Annotated in this window: 14 protein-coding genes; 3 read left to right on the top strand and 11 right to left on the bottom strand. The window is 43.9% G+C overall.

What is annotated here, in order from left to right; translation table 11 throughout:
- Positions 1 to 58: 58 nt before the first annotated feature.
- The 5 genes from katA to MKX46_RS02910 form a co-directional block, all read right to left on the bottom strand.
- The gene (gene katA / locus MKX46_RS02890; RefSeq protein ID WP_341070888.1) at positions 59 to 1,516 is read right to left on the bottom strand and encodes a catalase KatA; all 1,458 of its coding nucleotides are present in this window, start codon (positions 1,514 to 1,516) and stop codon (positions 59 to 61) included.
- Between the two features lie 290 nt (positions 1,517 to 1,806).
- Complete coding sequence (cysC, locus tag MKX46_RS02895) at positions 1,807 to 2,409, bottom strand: adenylyl-sulfate kinase (protein WP_341070889.1); 603 nt, start codon at positions 2,407 to 2,409, stop codon at positions 1,807 to 1,809.
- A 60-nt stretch (positions 2,410 to 2,469) separates the two neighbouring features.
- A complete protein-coding gene (locus MKX46_RS02900) occupies positions 2,470 to 3,369 on the bottom strand; it encodes a TIGR02452 family protein (protein ID WP_341070890.1) in 900 nt (299 codons plus the stop codon).
- Entirely contained in the window at positions 3,366 to 3,857 is a 492-nt protein-coding gene (locus MKX46_RS02905; protein ID WP_029515139.1) for an NADAR family protein, read from the bottom strand. The genes MKX46_RS02900 and MKX46_RS02905 overlap by 4 nt, the downstream gene beginning before the upstream one ends.
- A gap of 28 nt (positions 3,858 to 3,885) precedes the next feature.
- Entirely contained in the window at positions 3,886 to 4,791 is a 906-nt protein-coding gene (locus MKX46_RS02910; protein ID WP_029515141.1) for an NUDIX hydrolase, read from the bottom strand.
- 292 nt (positions 4,792 to 5,083) lie between these two features.
- Between MKX46_RS02910 and MKX46_RS02915 the strand changes: the two genes are divergently transcribed.
- A complete protein-coding gene (locus MKX46_RS02915) occupies positions 5,084 to 5,386 on the top strand; it encodes a hypothetical protein (RefSeq protein ID WP_069011801.1) in 303 nt (100 codons plus the stop codon).
- Positions 5,387 to 5,496: 110 nt separating this feature from the next.
- On the opposite strand, the gene MKX46_RS02920 is transcribed toward MKX46_RS02915, so the two are convergent.
- From MKX46_RS02920 to MKX46_RS02930, 3 genes are read right to left on the bottom strand one after another with little or no spacing between them, the layout of a single operon-like run.
- Positions 5,497 to 6,378, bottom strand: a complete 882-nt coding sequence (locus MKX46_RS02920; RefSeq protein ID WP_029517521.1) for a hypothetical protein — start codon at positions 6,376 to 6,378, stop codon at positions 5,497 to 5,499.
- Positions 6,375 to 14,954, bottom strand: coding sequence for an amino acid adenylation domain-containing protein (locus tag MKX46_RS02925; protein WP_341071895.1), 8,580 nt, complete (start codon positions 14,952 to 14,954; stop codon positions 6,375 to 6,377). The genes MKX46_RS02920 and MKX46_RS02925 overlap by 4 nt, the downstream gene beginning before the upstream one ends.
- A 7-nt stretch (positions 14,955 to 14,961) precedes the next feature.
- On the bottom strand, positions 14,962 to 18,390 hold the full coding sequence (locus MKX46_RS02930) for an amino acid adenylation domain-containing protein (RefSeq protein WP_341070891.1): 3,429 nt from the start codon (positions 18,388 to 18,390) through the stop codon (positions 14,962 to 14,964).
- Positions 18,391 to 18,697: 307 nt separating this feature from the next.
- Here MKX46_RS02930 and glsA point away from each other — a divergent pair, with 307 nt between their 5' ends.
- Positions 18,698 to 19,636 (top strand): glutaminase A, encoded by a 939-nt coding sequence (gene glsA / locus MKX46_RS02935; RefSeq protein ID WP_029517518.1) that lies wholly within the window; start codon positions 18,698 to 18,700, stop codon positions 19,634 to 19,636.
- Positions 19,637 to 19,714: 78 nt separating this feature from the next.
- On the opposite strand, the gene MKX46_RS02940 is transcribed toward glsA, so the two are convergent.
- Complete coding sequence (locus tag MKX46_RS02940) at positions 19,715 to 20,581, bottom strand: VOC family protein (RefSeq protein ID WP_029517517.1); 867 nt, start codon at positions 20,579 to 20,581, stop codon at positions 19,715 to 19,717.
- Positions 20,582 to 20,630: 49 nt separating this feature from the next.
- Positions 20,631 to 21,044 (bottom strand): DoxX family protein, encoded by a 414-nt coding sequence (locus MKX46_RS02945; protein WP_029517516.1) that lies wholly within the window; start codon positions 21,042 to 21,044, stop codon positions 20,631 to 20,633.
- A 269-nt stretch (positions 21,045 to 21,313) separates the two neighbouring features.
- Here MKX46_RS02945 and MKX46_RS02950 point away from each other — a divergent pair, with 269 nt between their 5' ends.
- Positions 21,314 to 21,853: a helix-turn-helix domain-containing protein gene (locus MKX46_RS02950; RefSeq protein ID WP_029517515.1), complete on the top strand. Its 540-nt coding sequence runs from the start codon at positions 21,314 to 21,316 to the stop codon at positions 21,851 to 21,853.
- Positions 21,854 to 21,978: 125 nt separating this feature from the next.
- Here the strand turns inward: MKX46_RS02950 and MKX46_RS02955 are convergent, their stop codons facing one another.
- Complete coding sequence (locus MKX46_RS02955; protein ID WP_029517514.1) at positions 21,979 to 22,983, bottom strand: copper amine oxidase N-terminal domain-containing protein; 1,005 nt, start codon at positions 22,981 to 22,983, stop codon at positions 21,979 to 21,981.
- Between the last annotated feature and the right edge of the window lie 3 nt (positions 22,984 to 22,986).

The following is a 22,986-nucleotide window of genomic DNA, read 5'->3' on the forward strand; positions in this document are numbered from 1 at the left end:
GGGACATCCTTTTATTATTTATTCAGACAGCTTTCAGGTTAGGAGTTTGCAGATACCTCTACTGGCCTTGAGGAACGGTCAAGCCCAAACCTTCGGCTACACGGCGTCCGTATTCAGGATCAGCTTTGTAGAAATGTCCGATCTGACGCAGTTTGATTTCATCACTTTCTACGGGCTTCATCGCATTTACGATGTTTCGGACCAGACGTGCACGCTCTTCTTCACTGAGCAAGCGGTATAAGTCGCCCGGCTGTGTGTAGTGATCGTGATGATCATAGGCTACACTTTGAGCCTCGCCAGACACTTCAAAAGGAGCAATTTTGTGCGCAGGTGATTCTTTGGGTCCACCGAGACTATTAGGCTCATAATAAACAGATCCTCCGCCATTGCTGTCACTGCGTAATGCACCATCACGTTGGTAGTTGTGTACTTCCGCATGCGGACGGTTGATCGGCAACGAATTATGATTTGCACCTACACGGTAGCGATGTGCATCGCCGTAGGCAAACAGGCGTCCTTGCAACATTTTATCCGGGGATGCCTCAATACCAGGAACAAATGAACCCGGGGAGAATGTCGCCTGCTCTACCTCAGCAAAATAGTTCTCAGGATTCCGATCCAGCACCATGCGTCCAACCTCGATCAGCGGGTAATCCTTTTGAGACCATACTTTTGTCACATCAAATGGATCAAAGCGGTACGTATCTGAATCTTCTACCGGCATAATCTGCACATGAAGTTTCCATGCAGGAAAATCACCTTTTTTGATGGCATTAAACAAATCTTCTGTATGATAATCCGGATTTTCACCGGCAATTTTCGCAGCCAAATCCACATCAAGATTCTGCACACCTTGCTCTGTTTTAAAATGATATTTCACCCATACTGCCTGCCCTTCGGCGTTGACCCACTTGAATGTGTGACTACCGAAACCATGCATATGTCTAAGTGTAGCTGGAATACCGCGGTCAGACATAAGGATACTTACCTGATGCAGCGATTCAGGAGATAGGGACCAGAAATCCCAGACCGCATTCGGGTTTTTCAGATGGGTTTGGGGATGACGCTTTTGCGTATGAATAAAGTCAGGGAATTTAATGGCATCCCGAATAAAAAACACAGGTGTATTATTGCCCACGAGATCATAGTTGCCTTCTTCTGTATAAAACTTCACCGCAAAACCACGTGGGTCGCGTACAGTATCGGACGAGCCCAGCTCACCCGCCACAGTAGAAAAGCGAATAAACATCGGTGTGCGCTTGCCCACCTCAGACAAGAAGCTTGCTTTTGTATATGCAGACAAATCATTAGTGACTTCAAAATATCCGTGTGCTCCTGCGCCTTTTGCATGAACGACACGTTCCGGCACACGCTCCCGGTTAAAATGCGCCAGTTTCTCAAGCAGATGCACATCCTGAATTAGTGCGGGACCCCGCGAGCCTGCTGTGATCGAATTTTGATTATCTCCAACAGGAGCGCCCCAGCTTGTAGTCAGGTTCGTTGGTTGGTTACTCATGATTGAAATCACCTCTTGAATGAATTGGTTGACTATGTGCCTTTCACTATAAATTGTGCACAAACAAAAATCAATACTTTTTTATAATTATTATAATTTAGGATTTAGAATTAGTTTAAAATCATAAATAAAAAAGCAAGCCCTATAAGGCTTGCCGTATATGCACTACTGTATTTATTTACTAATAAGTATGCTTCAACTTTCACGTTCTGTGATGATTACTTCGATCACTTCTCGAAGTTTTGCCATTGAGGCTTTCAGACAATATTCATGTAGAATTCATCATAAAATCATAAAAGCAGCTGCTTCCTATCGAGAAAATCCAAGATAGCCTCAACTGACTGGATTACCTCCCGGCCTTCTGTGGATACGATTAGATCAGGTTCCAGCGGTGCTTCATAGGGAGCATCAACCCCCGTAAAATGATGAATTTCTCCAGCACGCGCTTTCTTGTACATTCCTTTTGGATCGCGTCGCTCACATTCCTCCAGGCTACACTGAATATAAATCTCATAGCAACCTTCCTGCTGTAAAATCTCCTTTACCATTTCACGATCTTCACGATAAGGGGAAATGGTGGCGCAAATCGTTAGAACACCCGCATGTGCCATTAACTTTGCAACTTCAGCAATACGGCGGATATTTTCTTTACGATCAGCGGGCAGGAAACCTAGATTCCGATTTAAACCATGCCGAACATTATCCCCATCCAAAATAAACGTGCGTATGCCTCGTGCGTATAACGCTTTTTCAAGTGTGGAGGATACCGTTGATTTTCCCGAACCAGACAGCCCCGTAAACCAAAGCACCGGACTTTTATGGCCATTCAAAAGCTGGCGCGCTTGCTTATCAACATCGGACACATGCCAGGTTATATTCGAAGATGGATTCATTCAGCACCTTCCTTTTTCATGAGATATTATAGTAAACAGTTTTTATGCACAGCTCCAGCTTCAGGATAGAACATTTTTAAAGCTGTTTAAAGTACGTTGCTCTGCTTTATGATCCAACACTGCAAAAACAATCCGGTCAAACAGCAAGCCATATCCTTCATCTACAAGCACTTGCTTGAACCAGAGGGCAACCTCTTCCGGCTTATTGCGGAATACCCCGCAACCATAGGCTCCCAGCACAAGATGTTCTACGCCGTTTTGCTTAGCCATTCCAAGAATGTAACGGATTCGCTCCAGCATCACTTCACCAATCCGATTCACCTGCTCTGGCTCCCGTTCTCGCACCACTCCAGCATTTACAGCAGGTGCGGTCAGGAAATCGACTTGATACGGCTTCTCCAACAATGTTCCCTGATCATCCCGAAATACCGGAACTTCAGGCGAATAAATCATATAATCTGAATAAAAACAGCTCCGCAGCTTCCGATTATGTCCATACATCTCTTCCATTTGTGAAATGCAAGGATACAACGCTGACGAACGAGCCAAGCTTTCCTCTTGAGCCTGGCTGCCTCCGAGAAATCCACCTCCCGGGTTTTTGGCTGATGCAAAATTCAAACACGCCACGTGGGTCAGCTTCTCCTCTACCTGGAGTCTGTATGCCGCCTGTAACGTGCTTTCTCCCGTAACCTCCAATTTTGCAATGATCCTCTGTTCGTCTATGCGAGAAGAAGGCTCCAATATACTTTTTAATCTTTGCTCTGCCTCTTGTTTTACAGTTACCAGCTGAGAAGGTGTATATAACTTCGAGCCTGTGACCGCATTCCCTATGTCATTTGTCATATTTACTTGAGCCTGTTTGTTATTCGTATAATACCCATGTTCCAAAATGGATAGTGTTTCCTGCGCCATATGCGACCGGGCATCTCGGTTGCTCCGGGAATTCATTGTATTTTTCATGATGACGATTCCTCCTTTTGCAATACATCCTCACGTAAATTCGTCAATATTTCTCCTAGCCAGTTCGTGCCACGCCATAGCTTGCGGTTCCGTATACGAGCATCGTTCTCAGCTAAGCCTACACCCCAAATGGTGTCGGTTGGACTAGCCTCAACCAGAGTGGTTCCTTTCGTTTTAAGCAGGTGCTTGAGCAAATTCGGATTTTGTGTAAACTTGGCGTAATTACCGTCATACACAAATTGCCGGCAATTGGCCTCCCACAAGGATTGGTCAAATCCGCGCACACTGCGGCCGCGGGCTTTTTGTTCCCTTGGAGTAGGGGCTTGCATAATTTTCAAGGCCGCCTCTTCATCCCCAAAAAGCTGTGCTTTTTTCAACATCATATATTGCTCGGCACAGTTAAACTCCATTCCATCCACGACAAAATCAGAAGGATACCATTGCGAAAATGGCGAATGACTGCGATAAAAAAACGTAAACTTTTCCATGATGATTCCTCATTTCATATTCCTTATGTTACATAAAACGCGACCGAGGCTTAAATCGGTATAACTTGGATGGACGGTGTCCGGCCGCTTTTCTATACTCATTGGTTTCTTCCACGAGATCAGCTATTTTGCGACGAAAAGCTGCGGCCAACAGCTCCTTACCTAGAATAATTTCATACACCTGCTGAAGCTCACTTAGTGTAAATAGAGCCGGCATCAGGTGAAATGCGATATCTGTGTATTCTATTTTGCTGCGCAGACGCTCTATACCGTACGCAATAATTTTGGCATGATCAAAAGCAATTCCCTGTGACTCCAGCACTTCTCGCTTGATTTCAATGGTTCTTCCCTTAAGAATTTCAGTTATTTTTACTTTGGCTGACAGATGGATGTCCCCATGCTTCAATGTGATGTCAATGTCTTGTTCCCATGTGTAACCTTCCGGCTGATTCGTCCGCGTCTCCTGAGCTACGCTGTAATCCAGCTCAAACCATTGGGCATCAGCGGCATCATCCCCCGCCTGTACCTCCAAGGAATCGTGGTCAACTAAAGCCATGTAAGCGCAACTGATCACCCGCATACGTGGATCACGTGCCACATCTCCCCAAGTATATAGCTGCTCCATATAAATCTGATCCACATTCGTTTCCGTTTTAAGCTCGCGTCGTGCAGCTTCTTCCAGACTTTCATCTATGCCTACAAAACCACCTGGCAACGCCCATTGTCCTATATAGGGATGCTCCCCTCTTTGGATCAAAAGAAGCTGTAGGGTCTTCTCCGGTAGCTTACGGTAATTTTGTTGGAGCTGATCCATTACCGTAAATAGCAGCATATCTACCGTTACGGATGGGCGCTCATATTCACTCGCATCATAAGCGGCCAAAAATTCCTCTTCCGTCAAGCCACTGTAATTATGTTTCAATCCATCTGTCACTTGCGTCACCTACCTGTTCATATATGGGTATTTCATCGCTTTTGAGTCAAAAGTGGCGAATGCTCTATGTAACTTTTAATTTGAATCAATTGATAAAAACAAAATGTTAATATCAATACAATAATATATAAAAACTGCTTCGTCAATAGGGTGTATAGACCTATTTTTAATCGTTTGATAGTACTATTAGACTGTTTACTGAATTTTACTTGTTGCTTATTGTCATATCATGTATGATGTTTTGGTCAATATAGGAAACACAACATACTAATCACGTAGGGAGAAGATCCAATTGTCTAACCAGTTTAATCCGCAAAACAATCAACAAGGAGCACCATCCAGACCAGCCCCTGTGTACCCGCCTCCAGTCTCATTCAAGGAATGGATGATCAGTTTACTTCTGATGGCTATACCGGTAGTTGGACTTATCATGCTGTTTGTGTGGGCATTTAGCGGCTCGACTAATCCGAGCAAAGCTAATTACGCTAAAGCAGGCCTTCTTTGGGCCGCTATTGTAATCGTGATCTATATCATTATGGCTGTTGCTCTGTTGCCTGCACTCATAAGTTCATTGAATTCAAGCAGCTACTATTGATTCCAAGTACATAGCAAAACAACCTTCCGATAAATCAATCTGATACATCAGAAGGTCTTTAAACTAAACTGCCGACCCCGTCGGCAGTTTTTATTTGATCTCTTTTCCCTTTAATTGTACCAAAGATCATCTGTTTTAAGTTCCTGTAGACTGCTCAAAAACGATTTTGAGTTATCAACATAAAGTTCAGTATCAATATAGTACAGCTTTTTATCATGTAAGCATTGATCAATATACTCTGCATTTAAAATACTTTTATCTTCTACATTGGCGGCAAAAGCTTGCAGTTTGGGAAGCGCGGTTTTCTGATATTCAAGCCATGAATGATGGAATCCAGCTGGCTCCTCCAGACAATAAATGTCATGATACAGCGCTTCAGCAATCCCTTTCTTCCTGAGATAGTCGGGTAAGAAAGGCATACTTTTGAAGTACCGGCCGGTCATGGCAAACACGCGATAGCTCCAATAAGGAGCACCGTGATTAGATTGGCAAAAAAGATTCAGGAAGAATACAGAGTAGTGCATTTTAATTGTAATAACTTGATGTTTCTTCACTTCCGAAACAATACGATCCGCCATCCGGTTATCAATGATCTCATCAAAATCAGCCAAAATGATCACATCATCATCCTCAACCTTATCCTGCAAGATAGAGGTACTCTTGTTTCTTTGGCAAGCCTCATTATGAAACGCACTGTTATGGCTGAGCAGACGCCAGTACCAGCGGTCAAAGTTGTCCGCACCGCAGCTATCCACATCAAAGTACAATGAGTGCTTCTCAGGTTCACGAAACAGTTGATCCGCATGAAATGGATGATAAATGACCTTGGGACCAACATAATCTGGATTAAAGTTCCGAGGCTTATCTAAATAGCTGAACGTCTTGTTAGCTTCGATCACGTGCAACTCATCAATCCAGCCGGAATTTTCTTTTATTTTAATATCTGCAATGCGATTTTCATTGAAAAATGGACAAAATTCATATATTTTCATAATCTGAAGCTCACCTCCGCTATCATGGTATATGGGCGAACACTGATGCTTTGGCACAGATGTCCGGATATGAGGCGTATTAGCTCAGCGATCGTCTGATCCTTATAATGCAGTGAACTATAATAGCAGGTTAAACTTAATCTGTCGCATCTAAGACCTGCCGTCATATTTAACTTGTAAGCAGAGGGATTGTCCGCCGCGTTCGTATTTCCGTAAGATATGGGTAAAGGCTCAAACAAATCATCAGCTATCCCGTTCATTTCCTCTGATTGGTAATGGAAAAGCATGTGTGTTCCGTCCCTTAGTGGTTCCTTATCTAGATAAATTCCCTGTATCATATGTCGTAAAATAAAATAATCCAAGCCTTCAGATGGAATATGCCGCAACGTATGTGTGACATGTCTCAGTGCCGTTTCCCAATTCCCCAATAGTTCTCCTTCTGGGATCTGAATTCGAAGGGGGTATGCACCGGCAAAAAAACCGATAGTACGATCAATCATAATACCCGGCAAAAAAGACTCACGTTGATAAGACATCACATGCAGCAGCAAATCCGATTGCTTTTTCAATTGGAAACAAGCTTGTGACAACGCCGTCAGTAAGATGCTCAGTGGAGTAGTATGATGCTTCATAGCCAATGCCTTTAGAAGAAGAATATGCTCCTCTCCTTCAAGTAAATCATACGTTATAGTTCTCATGTGTCGGTGAAGAGGCTGTATCTCCGATTCCCTGTCAACCTGTAAAGATTGGCCGCCTTCCACAACCTTACTCCAGAAAGTGGATGCTTTAGGAAAAGGGTCCTTTGCCGCATATTGCGACAACGCTATGCACCAATCCCGATAACTGCTTTCCTTCTCCTCCGCATGTAACGCCAAATCACTCCTTTTTCCCGGCAAGAGAAGATGTCTCAACTCTTCTAAAAAAATGTTTATGGAAATCCCGTCAAAAATTAAATGATGGAACAGAAGTAATATCACCTGTTGTCTCTTTTCGCAATAATGATCAAACAACACAACTTTCCATAAAGGTCCTTCCTTGATATCGAATTCATGCTGCACTTTCGAGCAGTATTCCGAAATGTAGGCGTCATGTGACCCTGAGACCATGTGCAAATCTACGTAAGAAACTACCTGTCCTGCACTTATTTTCTGCTCAAACTGATACCATTCATCATCCAGTTGAGCAAACGACAGCCGCAACGCCGCATGTTTGTTCAATAGTGGTTCAATCGACGCGTTCAGCAATTCTGTAGGAATGTAATTCTTGAGCCGAGCCAAGTAAGGTACATTAAACATGTTATAATTCACGAGATCTCTTTGGAAAAAACGTTTTTGTACAGCAGACAGCGGAAATCCGTCATCCGGGTATTCTTTTCTTATAGACTGATATGGGATATCCATGTTCGGACAAAGGTCAGTTGCTGTATCCGTCATTGCATTGATCAATGAGAGGGCCAAACGTTCGATCGTCTGTTCGCGAAATATTTGGTTGACCGTAACCGGATATCCACTTTTTTGCAACAGGCTGGCTATGCGTAGTGCATGGAGCGAATGTCCTCCCAACGTGTGGAAATCTTCAGCCTTGCCAATGTAATCAAGCTTCAGAACCGTGCACCAAACTGCTTCTATGGTTTGCTCCAGTTCAGTCTTCGGTCCAGCATTTGCTTCCTTATCGCTGCTATGGATTTCAGGTAAAGGAAGACTTTTGCGATCGATTTTCCCGTTAGCCGTTAATGGGAACGATTTCAGCCAAACGTAACGAAACGGTAACATATAAGAAGGAAGACCTTCGGCCATAAAAGTATGAAGCTGCTCCACTCGTTGCTCCTCTTCCGCTGTATAGTAAGCGATCATCCGCAAATCGCCATAAACCTCCCGGATAAAGACCAGACATTCTTTCACTACAGGATAGCTGCTAAGACGGAACTCGACTTCTCCGAGTTCAATTCGATAGCCGCGAAGTTTTACCTGATCGTCAGCCCGTCCGATATACTCGATATTCCCGTCTGGCAGCCATCTTGCCCGATCTCCCGTACGGTATAGAATTGAATTCGTACCTCTTTCACCATCTTTGGCAGAACGATATGGATTCGGCGAAAACGCCTGCTGTGTCATTTGGTTTTGCCGCCAATAACCCCTTGCAACCCCGTCTCCTCCCATGTATAATTCCCCGATTGCTCCGACAGGCTGAACACGGCCCCGTTTGTCCAGAATATAACAAGTTGAATTACTAATGGGCTTGCCAATAGGGATATTCTGCTCAAAAGGCTTTTCGATCCGGTAGCTCGTCGAAAAGGTGGTGTTCTCCGTAGGACCGTATACATTGAGAATCGAAAGTTCCGGATTGGCAAGACGGATACGATTGATATGCTTAACCGACAAAACTTCCCCACCTATGAGCAACCATTGGATTCCAGCAAATATCTTTTCATTTTCTTCAATCCAGTGATTACACAGTGCAGAACTTAGCCATAGTGTATTAATTCTCCACTCCTTCATCCGCTGCTCCAGCACATGTATATTTAGAAGATCATCTTTTGAAACTACAAACAGCTGTCCTCCATTCAGCAGCGTCCCCCAAATTTCAAACGTAGAAGCGTCAAAAACAGGCGAACCTGTATAAAGCAATCTGATATCAGAAGAAAACAGAAAATAACAGGTGTTTTTGACCAAGCGAATGACATTGCGATGTTCCACCATAACGCCTTTCGGTTTTCCCGTCGATCCGGATGTATACATTAGATAAGCAAGGTCATTGGGAGCAATCATGTTCTCCTTCTCTTCTTGTTCCACAACTCCATTTTGGTCAAAATACTTTGTATCCATCAGTGTTAAACGGATTCCCTTACAGGCTTCCGAGATACGTTCCGCTCCTTCCTGTGAAGTGATAATGGTGTCCAGTCCAGCGTCCTTGATTAATTCGCGGGTTCTTGCTGCCGGAAAATCGGGGTCAATGGGAACATAGGCATATCCCGCTTTCATGATCGCCAGGATGGAGACAATGAATTCAAGAGAGCGCGGCAAGTAAACTCCAATAAACTTTCCATGATTGTTATCATCAGCATCATCCGTTAACATCTTGGCAACGTACTGGGACATGAGGTTTAGGGTGTGGTAGGACATAACCTGATTGTGCGCAATTACTGCAGGCTGTGAAGACCGCAGCTCCACTTGCTCTTGGAATAGATCAATAATTGAACACTCTCTGGGATATGCTGTATACGTATTGTTCCAGTCGTAGACGATTCGTTCATATTCATCCTTGTTCATGAAGCAAACGTCTCTGACGTTGTAATTCGGGTATTCCAGCACATATTCCAGCGTATTTAGCAGATGCTCTGCTAGTCGACAAACCGTTTCTTGGTTCAATCGATCTGCATCATACATAAACTTGATGGTGATCTGTTCCCCGTCATTGGCAACGGTGATCGTCATTGGATAATTCGTTTTCTCTCGTTCCTCCATAGCTGACATCTTCAATTCATTTTCTGGTTGCCGATAGTCGTTCAAATAATTTTCGAATGCTACGATGCTGTAAAACATGACATGTCCTTGAATACCAGTCCAGCTCTTCAGTTCATTCAGACTCACATAGCTGTAGTCATTTAGTTTCTGAATGGTTTGGTGCAGCTTTTGTACATATTCAGTGATGGTTTGCTCGACATTCCAGTGCATGACCAAAGGCAGCGTATTAATCAGCATACCTGTGATCTGATCCGCTTTTGCAAGATCCGATCCCCTTCCGGAAACGACCATACCAAATATGGTTGTATCCGCATCTTGATAGACTTGTAGCACTTTACCCCATGCAAACTGCACCAACGTATTTAGCGAAACTTGCGCTTGCTTAACAAAATCAGCGATCCGCTTGGTTCGTCTCGGATCAATACAAAGAGTCTCGATCTGCTGGTTCTCAATCGGTTGATGTGCCTCGGGAAGTATGCCCTTCTCTATCGGTAGTTGGGTTGGCTCCGTTACGTCGGCTAAATATGCCTTCCAGAATAACTCGGCCTCTGTGCGATCCTTATTGTTTAACCAACGAATATAAGTTTCATAAGAACGGGTCAAGCTGCGCTGTGGCATCCGGTTTTGCAGGCTACAAGCATAGAGCTCATGAACTCGATTTATTAGTAGCGGCAGGCTCCAACCGTCCAGCAAAATATGGTGGTAGCTCCAGATCATCGTCCATTCGTTTGAAGCAGTCTGAATCAGTGTTATGCGGAATGCAGGCTGACTCAGATCAAAACGGCGATTACGATCCATTGTCATCCAGCGTTCGATACACTCTTGTTGCTGCTCTGGTTGCTCTACTTCAAAATCCAAAAATGTCCAATCCCATTCTGCATTTCGGATAATACATTGTATGGGCTTGTCCAACGCCTCCCAAATGTAGCAAGTCCGCAAGCTATCATTTTCAGAAATAATGCTGTTCCAGACTTCCCGGTAACGGTCAACCTCTAGCCTACCATGATATTTCCAACTAACCTGCACAAAGTATTGATCGGAACTAGGATGATCTAAATAATGGAACAGCAGTCCTTCTTGTAAGGGACTTAGGTACATCATTTTATCCAAACCATATTGCCAATGATATGTCTTTACGATCTCGTCAAGCGAATGTTGTTCCAGTGACACGGATGGAAAATCACTAGGTGTGAACTCTTGGTGTTCAGTCCGGCTACAATGTTCGATAATAGCAAGCACACGTGTTATAAAAGTATCTAACAACTGAGTAATGGTGGTTTCTTCATAGTGACGTTTGCTATATTTCATAAACAAATGCAGCTTGCTATGAACAATGGAACAGTTGAGTTCCAATAGGCTTGTTCCATGATTAAGCGGCGAGCTATAATCCTGTGCTGCGTCACTTGTAAACCCTAACCACTGGTTTAATTCGCTCGCATTCCCCTGATCAAACTGGCCCAAGTAATTGAAAAGAGCCTGAGGTTCAGAAGCTGATAACTCGGAACGGACTTCTGTATTCGGATGGCAGTATCTCAAAGCGCCATATGACATGCCGCGGTGAGGAATACAACGCAACTGCTCTTTGACAGATTTAATCGTCGCTCCCAAGGGGGAACTGTCCGTAATCTGAATGCATACCGGAAACATGGAGGTAAACCAACCGATGGTTCTTGTCAGATCTATATCGGATACAAAGTGCTCACGTCCATGGCCTTCTAAGCGAAACGAAATCGTCTTCTGCCCAGACCAAGCGGAGAGCGCCAGGGACCAGGCTGTAAGTAGCAGGTCGTTAATCTCGGTATGATAAGCCTGAGAGCAATGGTGCAAAAGCAGTTCCGTATCGTCAGGAGTAAGCATTGTAACTAATTCCGAAGACTCACTGCTCTTTTTACGATCCGGGTAATGGTCTACTGGCAGTACAAATGCTGTAGTTTGATGCTGTACTTTTTTCCAATATTCAATATGACGTAAAGTATCTTTATGTCTAGAATAACTCATCAATGCAGAATGCCACTTCTTGTATGGATTTAAAACGGGAGGCAACGCTGTACCCTGATACAATTGATACAATTCCTGAACCAATATTCTCCAAGACACTCCATCAATGACCAGATGATGTATAGTCATAAACAGACGGGCTTTACCGTCAGGGTGGCCTTGAATTACTCCTGCATACATCATGGCGCCCGTCTCATAATTCAATTGTCTGTTCCACGTATCACATATGCTTGAAATTTCGGATTCGGGATAATCGACTTGTTGAAGGGTGTAGCTAGCCAGTTGAATGGAAGCATCCTTTCGGTAGCGCTGCGAATACGCATGTTCCTTGACTACGATCTCCATCGACAGCTCTGGATGTAATCGAATCAATTGATTAATGGCGGTTTCCAGCTTCACAGGATCACAATCACGGAGTACAAACAGCTGGGATTGGTTGAATATATGCGGCTCTACAAACTGTTGCTCGAAAAACCAGTGCTGGATCGGTGTCAAACCAAATTCGCCTGTCAAGTCAATGCTGAGATCTTCCTTTTGATCATTGTCTGTCCAAGTAACCACAGCAGCTAATTTCTGAATGGTTGGATACTCCGCAACTTGTCTTGGAGTAAGCATGATACCATGATCCCTGGCCATAGATACGACCTGAATGGCAAGAATTGAGTCTCCCCCAACCGCGTAAAAATGGTCGTTAACCCCGATATCTCCTCTTTTTAAAATCTGCCGCCAAATCCAAAGCAAGCGCTTTTCGAAACCGTCCTCGTCTGCTTCCACAATTTCATCAGCTTGATTAAATAAGGTACCCCTCGGATCAGGGAGAGCTCCACGGTCGACTTTACCGTTTGTATTTACTGGAACTGACTCCAGATAACAAAAATATGAAGGAACCATATAAGCTGGTAATACAGAGTTTAAGTGCTGTGTCAGATCGGCCTCTTTCAGCTCTTCTACAGCAGTATAATAGGCCACCAGTTTATGGTAGGCCCCGTCCTTCCAGGCTTGAACGACACATTGACCGATGTCAGGATGTTGGCGGAGCTGATGTTCTATTTCACCTAGCTCGATACGATACCCTCTGATTTTAATTTGTTCATCACTACGGCCGATAAAAACCAATTCACCATCCGGCGTCCATTTCACAATGTCCCCGGTTTTATATAGCCGCTCACTGTGTGGCGGATATTCACTGCTAATTACAACCTCTTTGTGAACGAACTGTTCCTGAGTCAGTTCTTCACGATTCAAATATCCTCTGGCAAGCCCTATGCCGCCCACCCATAATTCACCGGGAACGCCGACAGGCACAGGACTGCCGAATGGATTCAAAACGAATAAACGTTTGTTATAGACGGGTTTGCCGATTGTAATTTCTTTTCCCGGTCTGCAGACGGAAGTAGAACAAATAATCGTCACTTCGGTCGGCCCGTAAGCGTTCACGAATCGTCTTCCTCTTCCCCAATAGTCCACAATATCAGGCGTACAGGGTTCTCCAGCAGATACAATTGTCCGCAACCTTGGCAGTTCTCTATGTTTCATCGTTCGCAGCACAGATGGCGTTAGCATCGCAACGTGGATATTTTTCTCTTCAAGAATATCTGAAATGTCTGCATAAGGAGGCAGTTCCTCGTCTGACAGAACAACCACTGTTCCGCCTACTGATAGCGTGCCGATCCATTCATAGACTGAAGCGTCGAAACTAATGGAGGCGAATTGCATGACTCTTGAATCTGAGGTGATTCCAAACTTTTCAACAAGATAAGGGATCAACGTAACCAGACCCGCGTGTTCAATAAGGGTTCCCTTCGGTTTTCCAGTAGAACCGGATGTGTAGATGACATAAGCGAGATCATTCTGTGTAACCTTGATCTTCAAGTTTTCGTAGGGATAGTAGTCCTGCTGCACCAAGCATTCATCCACACAAATCAGCGAATATGCTCCCCTACCCATTTGAGAAATATATGGATTTAGCCTACTTACTAATTGGCTGTGCGTTATAATCATTTGGGCCTGTGCATCTTCTAAAATAAATCGCAGCCGTTCCCCAGGATATTGGGGATCGATCGGAAGATAAGCAGCGCCCGCTTTCATAACTCCAAACATCGACGGGATCACATCTGCGCTTCTATCCAAGACGATGGCAATCAGCGTGCCGGTCGGCAGAACGTCATGCCCCTGTATCGAATACGACTCTAAAATCATGCGGCTGATTTGATTTGCCCGGTGATTTAACTCATAGTAGGTCAGCTTCTGCTCTCCAAACTCTAAAGCGATTGCATCGGGTGTTCGGCTAGCCTGCTCCTCGATCAATTGAACCACAGTTTTATCCAAAGGATAGGCTTGTTCCGTATCATTCCATTGTTGCATCTGTCTGCGTTCTCTTGTGGTCAGCATGGGGTGAAATAGTACCGTCTTCTCCGGAAGAAGGAGTGCATTTGCCAGCAGTGTTTTGAAATGGCCTGCGAATCTAGCGATCTGCATTTTTCCGAAACGGCTGCCATCATACTGTATTGCGCACTCCAATATATCCGGGTCATACCGGTAGCAGAGCGCGATTTCTGGCTGATCTATACCGTAAAGGGGAGGGGACTTTTCCGCATTTAAACTTGGAGAAGGAAAGTCACCATAAATCTCTGCGATACACACATTGAAGAAATCCTTCCCTGCCCCTGATGGAGGATCAACTTTAGTTTGCTGCGAAAAATCCTCTCTCAATTCGTCGCTACTATGTTGTTTGTTCCATTCCATTTGTATCCTTTGTATCAAAGAGAGAAGATGATCTTCCTTCTGTATATGAATGAGTAATGGATAATCCAGACGACATTCTTTCCCTTCCTTGTCTGATACCACGGAATATAAAACAGGCAGAGCGTATTGATTGGAGTAATGGGATAGCAGTACGGACCATATGGCTGTTATAAAAGAAGGCATACCCAACTGATGATGCTGTACAAAACCCATAATCGTTTTGACCTGTCTTGTCCCCAAACGAATCTTGTAAAGTGCTTGATCATCGCCTTTGGGCAATCCGGCATTTCCTTTTTGCTGAGAAAATAAAGGCAAGTAACGTCGCGGCCTATCAGAACTACTCTGATTAGATGTATTAGCTGATTCCATCACGTTATTAAACCTCCCCTATCCGGGATGCCATACCGGCAGCTTGATAAAATGCAGCCCTGACTTCCTCAACCTCTATCTCGTAACTGCATCGTATAGAAAAAATAAGGCCGTCCGTGTAGGAAGAAGCAATGCAATTGAACAGTGAATAGATCGGCAGCGGATTGGGTTGCTTTATGATAGTTTCATCATAATAATTGCTGTATTTTGAGTCTGCCTTAGCGCTGTTTCCTAAATAGTTAAACATGAATAAGTCTAGTTGCTCGTACTGCTTCCCAAACTGTGCAAATGTTCTGGCACGTTCCCACTTGTCTTTGTAATCAGGACTTGTAAGAAGATGCATAAAATTAATCGTATGGTGTTTTAATAATTCCAGTCTGCTTCTGACAGACTGCATCATTTCATCCGGATTTTGTTTCAGTTCGATCAGCATAGGTACAAAATCAATAAATTCACCGGCCGTGTTATAATAAGCCGCCTCCTCGTACCTTCTTCCATCATATAAAAATAACAATGGTAGCTTATCCATACCTAAATAAGTTTGCAAGCCCCTTGTATAGACAGAAAGCGCAAACTCCAAAGAAGGATTTTCAGCAGGGATGCTTACGTTAAACAGGTAGGCTTCTGTGCACGTTCGAAGATTTGGTGCCTGGAAGACATTTTGCTTGCTTTTTTGGAACGCTTCCAGATTAAAGGCTGATATCAATTCTTGTTCCGTAATTCCTTTCGGTCCACTTTGGATTAGATTGACATACTCCACATAGGGCTTCACTTCATCCGTAGGAAGGGGTCGATTTTGAAGCAGACTCCTGTAGTAAGCAACCAACTGTCTTTCAGCTACTTCCGAGGTCACCCGATCGCATATCGCATGATGATAAATAGTTATGACATAATGTTCACGAAGGTTTCGTTTCAGCACAAACATGTGGAACAAAGTATGTTCTTCGGCGAAACGGGTGTTCGTAACATAATCATTTATCATGTCCGTAATGGGACCACATGGGTTGTAATCCGACACATCAATGATGTTGAGTTTTGGTAAACCATCGCTAGAAGGTACGTATTCCCTCCAATAAGTCCATTCATCTCTTTGGACCGGGACACTTCTCAGTAATCCTTGACTTTGTACAAAATGAGCGAAAGCCTGATCCAAAAAATCGTAATTCACGCACTCATCCAGCCTAAATATACCTAAACTTGGAGGTGTATCAAACGAAATTTGCATTTGCTGAATTCCACTTAGCGGATATTCTTGTGCCACTGCTCCTGTTTTAATCCACTGATCTTTTTTCAAATAATCGTTTTCCAGAAGCTTGCGTAAACCTTCCACCTGATCCAGATCCATGCTTTTTAAGCCCAGACGTTGGAAAAATACCTCTTCATCCATGGTCCAGTATAGATCAGCCATTTTAGTTTTTTGATGCAGTGGTACAATGTAGTGTGGCAGTAGCTCTTGAGTTATTTTCCCGTCCATGATCCGCATGATATGGTTAACGTCAGCCACCGTGTCGCAGTAAAGCACCTGAATATCTCTAACTTCGTGAATAAAATCCCTTACTTGGTATTTCACCAGCTCGTAAACACCATCTGTTTCTTGGTGAAGCCAAGATATCAACTCTTGAGTTGTTTTTATGATGTCCTGTTGCTTTTCGGACCCTACAATATTATTCTGAGTTGAATGAAGATAATCAGCGAGTGCCCGAATCGTTTTATAGTGGTAAATGTCTGTTAAAGTGGCGTGATATCCTGCACGCTCCATTCTCGACATTAATGTAAGCGCATGAATAGAATGCCCACCGAGGTCGAAGAAGCTATCTAAAACACTGAACTGCTGCACACCCAATACATCCTGCCAGATGTCCATCAGCTTCGTTTCCAGTCCTGGCTTAGGAGACACATATTCTGCTCCACCATGCATATTCTCTTCAAGGGCCAACAGTGCCTTGCGGTCCAGCTTACCATTCAGTGTCAATGGCATTTGTTCTAGTTGTATATAAAAAGATGGAATCATGTAATTCGGCAGCTTTATAGAGAGAGCCGTTTTAATTTCATCTGCTGTCAGTTTTTTGGTCGCCGTAAAGTATGCTTCCAGTTGCTTTTGACCGGCCTCCTTTTCACGGGCAATAACTGCCGCTTGTTGTATATCATCTACTTTTAATAAATGCGACTCTATTTCCCCAGGCTCAATTCGATAACCCCGTATTTTCACTTGATCGTCGATCCGGCTGATATATTCGATGTTTCCGTCCGCTTGCTCTTGCACCAAATCTCCGGTTCGATACAACCTGCCTCCAGGTACCCATGAAGACTGAATAAACCTCTCTTCTGTCAGCTCTGGACGATTCAAATAACCTTTAACTAATCCATCGCCAGCGATGTACAGTTCACCTGCAACTCCCTGTGGCAGAGGATGCTGCTCTTGATCCAAGATGTAAACCTTCGTGTTGCTGATGGGTTTGCCGATCGGTACGGTATTTGCATTTTCGTCCAAATGATCGATATGATAATAAGTAGAAAATACCGTGCTCTCCGTCGGTCCATAGACATGAATTAAGCGGCCCGGACCTAGACGGGCAAACGCTCTACGCACATGGCTGACTGAAACCTTCTCACCACCGAATAGCAAGGTTTCAATTGTTGCAAAGCAATCGGGATCCACATCCACCAATGCATTAAAAAGTGCTGTCGTGACGAAGCATTTCGTGATCTTTTGTGTCCGTAGGACGCTTGATAGCTCACGTGCATTCATGGTTTGATCTTGTGAGTTCAAAACGAGAGTGCCTCCGTTAAGCAAAGCTCCATAAATACCAAATGTAGAACCATCGAACGAAAAACTGGCCACTTGTAATATCCTATCTTTTGTCGAGAATTGGATGTAATTCGGCTTTTTAACAACACGTGTAATATTGTAGTGCATCGTCAGGGTGCCCTTAGGTACGCCTGTAGAGCCAGACGTATACATAATGCAAGCAAGGGTGTCGGAACCTTGCTTAGATGAGAGATTCCCTGTTTCTTTCCCATAGTTCCGCTCGTCCATCAAATCCAGTACAACACTGGCGAGTTCTGTTTGCTGGTGGATTGGAAGCCGGGTCAGCAGGAGATTTGCACCAGAATCCGTCAGCATATAGCGTATACGTTCCCTCGGGTATTCAGGATCAATCGGAACATAGGCTCCCCCAGCTTTTAAAATCCCGAAAATTCCGATGATCATTTCCAATGAGCATTCGACCATAATTCCGACAGCCTCGTCTTGTTCTAAACCTTTAGCCCGCAAAACATGTGCTAGTTGATTAGCCTGTTTGTTCAGATCAGCATACGTCAAGTGCTTGTCCCCAAATACAACTGCTATGTGATCCGGTGTGCGCTCAACCTGCTCTTCGAACAGTTGATGAATCGTTTTCTCACGCGGGTAATCCGCTAACATACCGTGTACCATGCTTCACTTCATCTCCTTCTCCTATTAACTTTTTTAAAGATGGGAAACTTTCTTATGAACCAATGCTAAAAAAGGTATATGTGCCACTTAGAAGTGATTTCTGGATAGGCAGTTGGATGAAGAGAATGAAGACTACAGGGGATAAACTATAATCCCGATATTACATTAGGTTGGGTATTTAACTGGAGAAAAAGAAATGACATCAGAGCTTGTTTTTTGACTGAAAATTTCTTTAAAATAAGTATATAGCTACTTTTTGCTCTACAATAAAATACCACAGATTGGTTACTCGACTGGAGGAAAAGAAATGACATCGGAGTGGCAGAGATTACAGACCAAACTGCCGGAATGGGTAGAACAAAGCCGTCATGAGTATATTCATGGCAAGGTAGCAGCATATATTCCCGAACTGTCCAAAGCCCCGGCCAACGCGCTTGGTGTTGTTGTAATGAACGGTGCAGGTGAAACCGTGGTAGCCGGGGATACGGAAATCCAATTTACGATGCAAAGTATTTCAAAGGTATTTACGCTCATTCTGGCCTTGATGGATAATGGAGAGGACGTTGTCTTCTCTAAGGTGGGTATGGAGCCTACCGGAGACCGTTTTAATTCCATGTTGAAACTAGAACTGGTTGAGCCGGGGATTCCGTTTAACCCACTAATTAACGCGGGGGCAATCGCGATCTCCTCTCTGATTCGCGGAAACAGTCCAGAAGAGAAATTTGCCCGTGTTCTCCAATTTTTCCGCCTGCTTACCCACAATGACACATTGGAATATGATCAGGATGTCTACGACTCAGAATCAGCTACAGGCCATTTGAACCGTTCTCTTGCTTATTTTCTAATGGAAAAAGGTATTTTAAGAGGTCATGTGGAGGATGTGCTTGAAGTTTATTTCAGACATTGTGCTGTCAAATTGAACTGTACAGATTTAGCACGTATGGGACTTGTACTAGCCTACAACGGCCGTGATCCGGTGACAGGTATACCGCTGATTCCCCGCCGCTATGTACAGATCGCCAAAACATTTATGACGACATGCGGCATGTATGACGCTTCAGGGGAATTCGCCATTCAAGTCGGACTACCTGCCAAAAGCGGCGTATCAGGCAGTATTATGACGATGGTACCTGGACGCTATGGCATTGGACTGGTTGGACCTTCTCTGAACCGTATGGGAAACAGTACAGCTGGTGTACACTTGCTGGAGACGATGTCTCGGGATTTGGATTGGAGCTTGTTCTAGGTATACGAAAAAAGGGTATTCCCAGCCTTTACGGCTTATAGGAATACCCTTTTCTGTTTCTGTTGAGTTCCTTCTATGTTACGAGATTTGACCGTTAACCAGTTTAATTTGAATGCGGAACGGATCAGCTACATACTTGGCGCCATCGCGTTCTTGCACCCCATAGCCTGCTGCCTCTAAACGAGCCACAACGGCATTCAATTCATTCTGATCTGGTACGATCAATTCAAAATAATCCAGTCCGGCAGCGTGCTCAGGAGCTGGTGGGACTCCTTCACCTGCCCATATATTCAAGCCCATATGGTGGTGGTAACCACCTGCGGAAACGAACAAGGCTGAAGAGCCATACCGGCACGTAATGTCAAAGCCAAGCACATCGCAATAAAATTGCTGTGCTTTGAGCAAATTAGACACATGGAAGTGGACGTGCCCGATTACCGTTCCCTGAGGTAGTCCCTGCCAAGGTAAATTCTCGGAAATCGCAACCAAGTCTTCTGCATCCACGGGATCTGTTCCCATCATGTAAAATCCATTTTCATCCTTTTTCCACTGATCATGGGGACGATCTGTATAGATTTCAATTCCGTTATTATCGGGGTCATGGATATATAGGGCTTCACTTACATCATGGTCTCCCTGTCCGATTTCAATCTCATGAGCCAGCAGATTACGTAAAGACAGGCCCAGAGCTACACGGTTCGGTAGAAGAATAGCAAAGTGGTATAATCCGGCTGCGGACTGGCGCGGCAGAATAACTGCATTTTCAATATAGTTAAGGATCAGTAACGCATGCTTCCCATCGACAGTCAATTCAGCGGTATCCGCCGTTTGACGCAGCAGCTGAAAACCAACGACCTCTGTATAAAATTGAATAGAACGTTCCAAGTTGCTTACTTTTAATGAAACCTGCCCGATTTTGGTGTTGTCATGAATATGTGCTGTCATGAGATTTCCCTCTTTCTACATGGATTGGAGGACTAAAGCTATTCAAAAATTATTGTTCGGTTGACTCACGACGGCCGATCAACGAATCCAGAGACAAGCGAGTCGTTGGTGCAAATACCAGATGAAGTGCTACAAGAATAAAAGCAATATCCAGTTCATAGCCAGCTCCTTGGCCATTCCCCATCAACCCGCCGGACAATTTTGCTGTAAAAATAGCGCCGATCAAAACAATCACAAATAGCCCAGATACATAGCGGGTAAGTAATCCAAGAATCAATGCAATTCCGCCGACCAACTCAATCACCGCAATGACATAACCTAAAAATCCTGGAACGCCAATGCTGGAAAACCAGCCTGCTACATTACCCAACCCCATTTGGAATTTAGCAATTCCGTGTGCCAAAAACAAAATTCCCAGTGCCACCCGCATAATTGTAGAAATATTTTTGCTTGCTGAACTCATATTTATCTCTCCATTCTGTTTGTTTATTACACTCACACAAGTGCATATGAATAATTAATTTATATTACTAATAATTTGGTTGAAAAAATAATACTGTCTGAATCTATGCCGCTACACATGACTGTGAATCAAAGTCGAATTATTAGTAATAGAAATAATTATTTTGTAATGTGAATTTATCATAAGAAACAGTGGTCTGTCAACAAAATATTTGGTATGATAAATATTACATTAGTATATATTATATTTCCTTATAGGAGGAACGCTCTATGAGTATAGGATGCAACATACGCGCTGCTCGTAAACGTAAAAATTTATCCATTCAGCAAATATGCGAACGAACCGGACTATCGCAAGGGTTTATGAGTCAAGTAGAAAATAATAAAACCTCCCCTTCCATCGCTACATTGGACAGCATCGCTAATGCGCTAAACGTACCTCTCGCTTTTCTGCTTCTTAAAGATGAGGAACGGATGCAAGTGATTCGCAAGGACGAGCGCCGTAAAACCTTATATGGTAAAAACAAGCTCCAGGTCGATCATTTGGGGGGGCAGGGTAACGTCAAAATGATGCTCGTTGAAATGCCGCCCGGCTCATCTACAGAAGAAGAGCATGCTCATGCAGGGGATGAGATTCATTTTATCTTGGAGGGCACGGTATACGTGGAGCAAGGCGAGGATACAGCTACCCTGGAAGCAGGAGATTCCTTTAGCTGGAGAGCAGCCATCCCCCACTATGTCAAAAATGTGGGAGAAAACAACGCCCGAATTCTGATCTCCGTGTTTCTCGAAGCAGATAATGATGCTTAATAGATATTTACGCAAGCACGAAGCAACAAAAGTACAAATCCTATCGAAAAAAGCGCGTACCGGAAGTATCTTTACTTCAACGATCCGCGCTACTTATATTTTCATTTGCTATTGCTGCTTTTAACTTATTCCATCACCTGCTGGGCATCTGTACGCGATTCCCACGGCAGCTTGAAGGTTTTCATAATTTGTTTGGTATTAGCCGGGAGTCCAGTTATCGGATCACCAGTAGTACCCAGCAGTTCTTCTTTTTTATCCGTAGTAATACGCCCATAGAAAGTGGTACTGCTGTCTCCCCATCCTGTAGTGAACTCGTAGATCAGCGGCTTATTTATTTTCGGATAAGTTCCCCACTGATTTTTGGCTTTATTCTCCAAAAAACGCCCCAGCGGGTCGTATTCCATTGTAAATTCTTTATCAAAGGGAGCTCCCACATACCCTTGATAGGTGACAATCGGAAAACCGTCCTTCACTTCAATCAGACTCAGCACATCCCCGTTCACTGTAAAATACCGTAATGCTTCACCTTGGGGGAACATGTAGACACTGGACAGAAGCTCAGTGTTAGGACGGTGTGGTTCTATATAAGGATGGACAGAACTTCTGTTTATGCGGATTAACGCTTCGCGTGCTGCCACGAGATCTCCCTCATATATTTGTTCTTTTAGTTTACCGTGAATCGGCGGCTGAATCTGAATCTGTGTATTTGTCTTCTCCAACGTATAACCTAAATCAAGCGAAACATCTCTCAGAGGTATATATACTTCTTCACTTACAACCTCAAAGGTAAGTTGCTGCTGGTTCTTACGTGACCGCTCCTTAAGAACCAAGGGTTCTGCCCACTTTTGTAGCGTAATCTGCTTCTTTTTGACATCCCAGTGGTAGGTTGCACCTACAGCTTCGGCTAAAGATTTAAGCGGAACCATGAGCTTCCCGTCGATCAATAGAGGTTTAGCCTTGCTGTCAATAGGTTGTCCGTTTATAACAATATCTATGAACTGCGTTGATTGAGACGCTATGGCACCCTGTTTAGTAGCTTCGGCAGCCGCCTGATGCATTGTGGTCAAGAGTAAGGATAGCATTAACAAGGCGACAAACAATCGCTGAAATCCTGCTCGTTTTAGCTTCATCAT

It is taken from the genome of Paenibacillus sp. FSL P4-0113 (assembly GCF_038009305.1).
In the GTDB taxonomy this organism is placed as follows: Bacteria; Bacillota; Bacilli; order Paenibacillales; family Paenibacillaceae; genus Paenibacillus; species Paenibacillus polymyxa_D.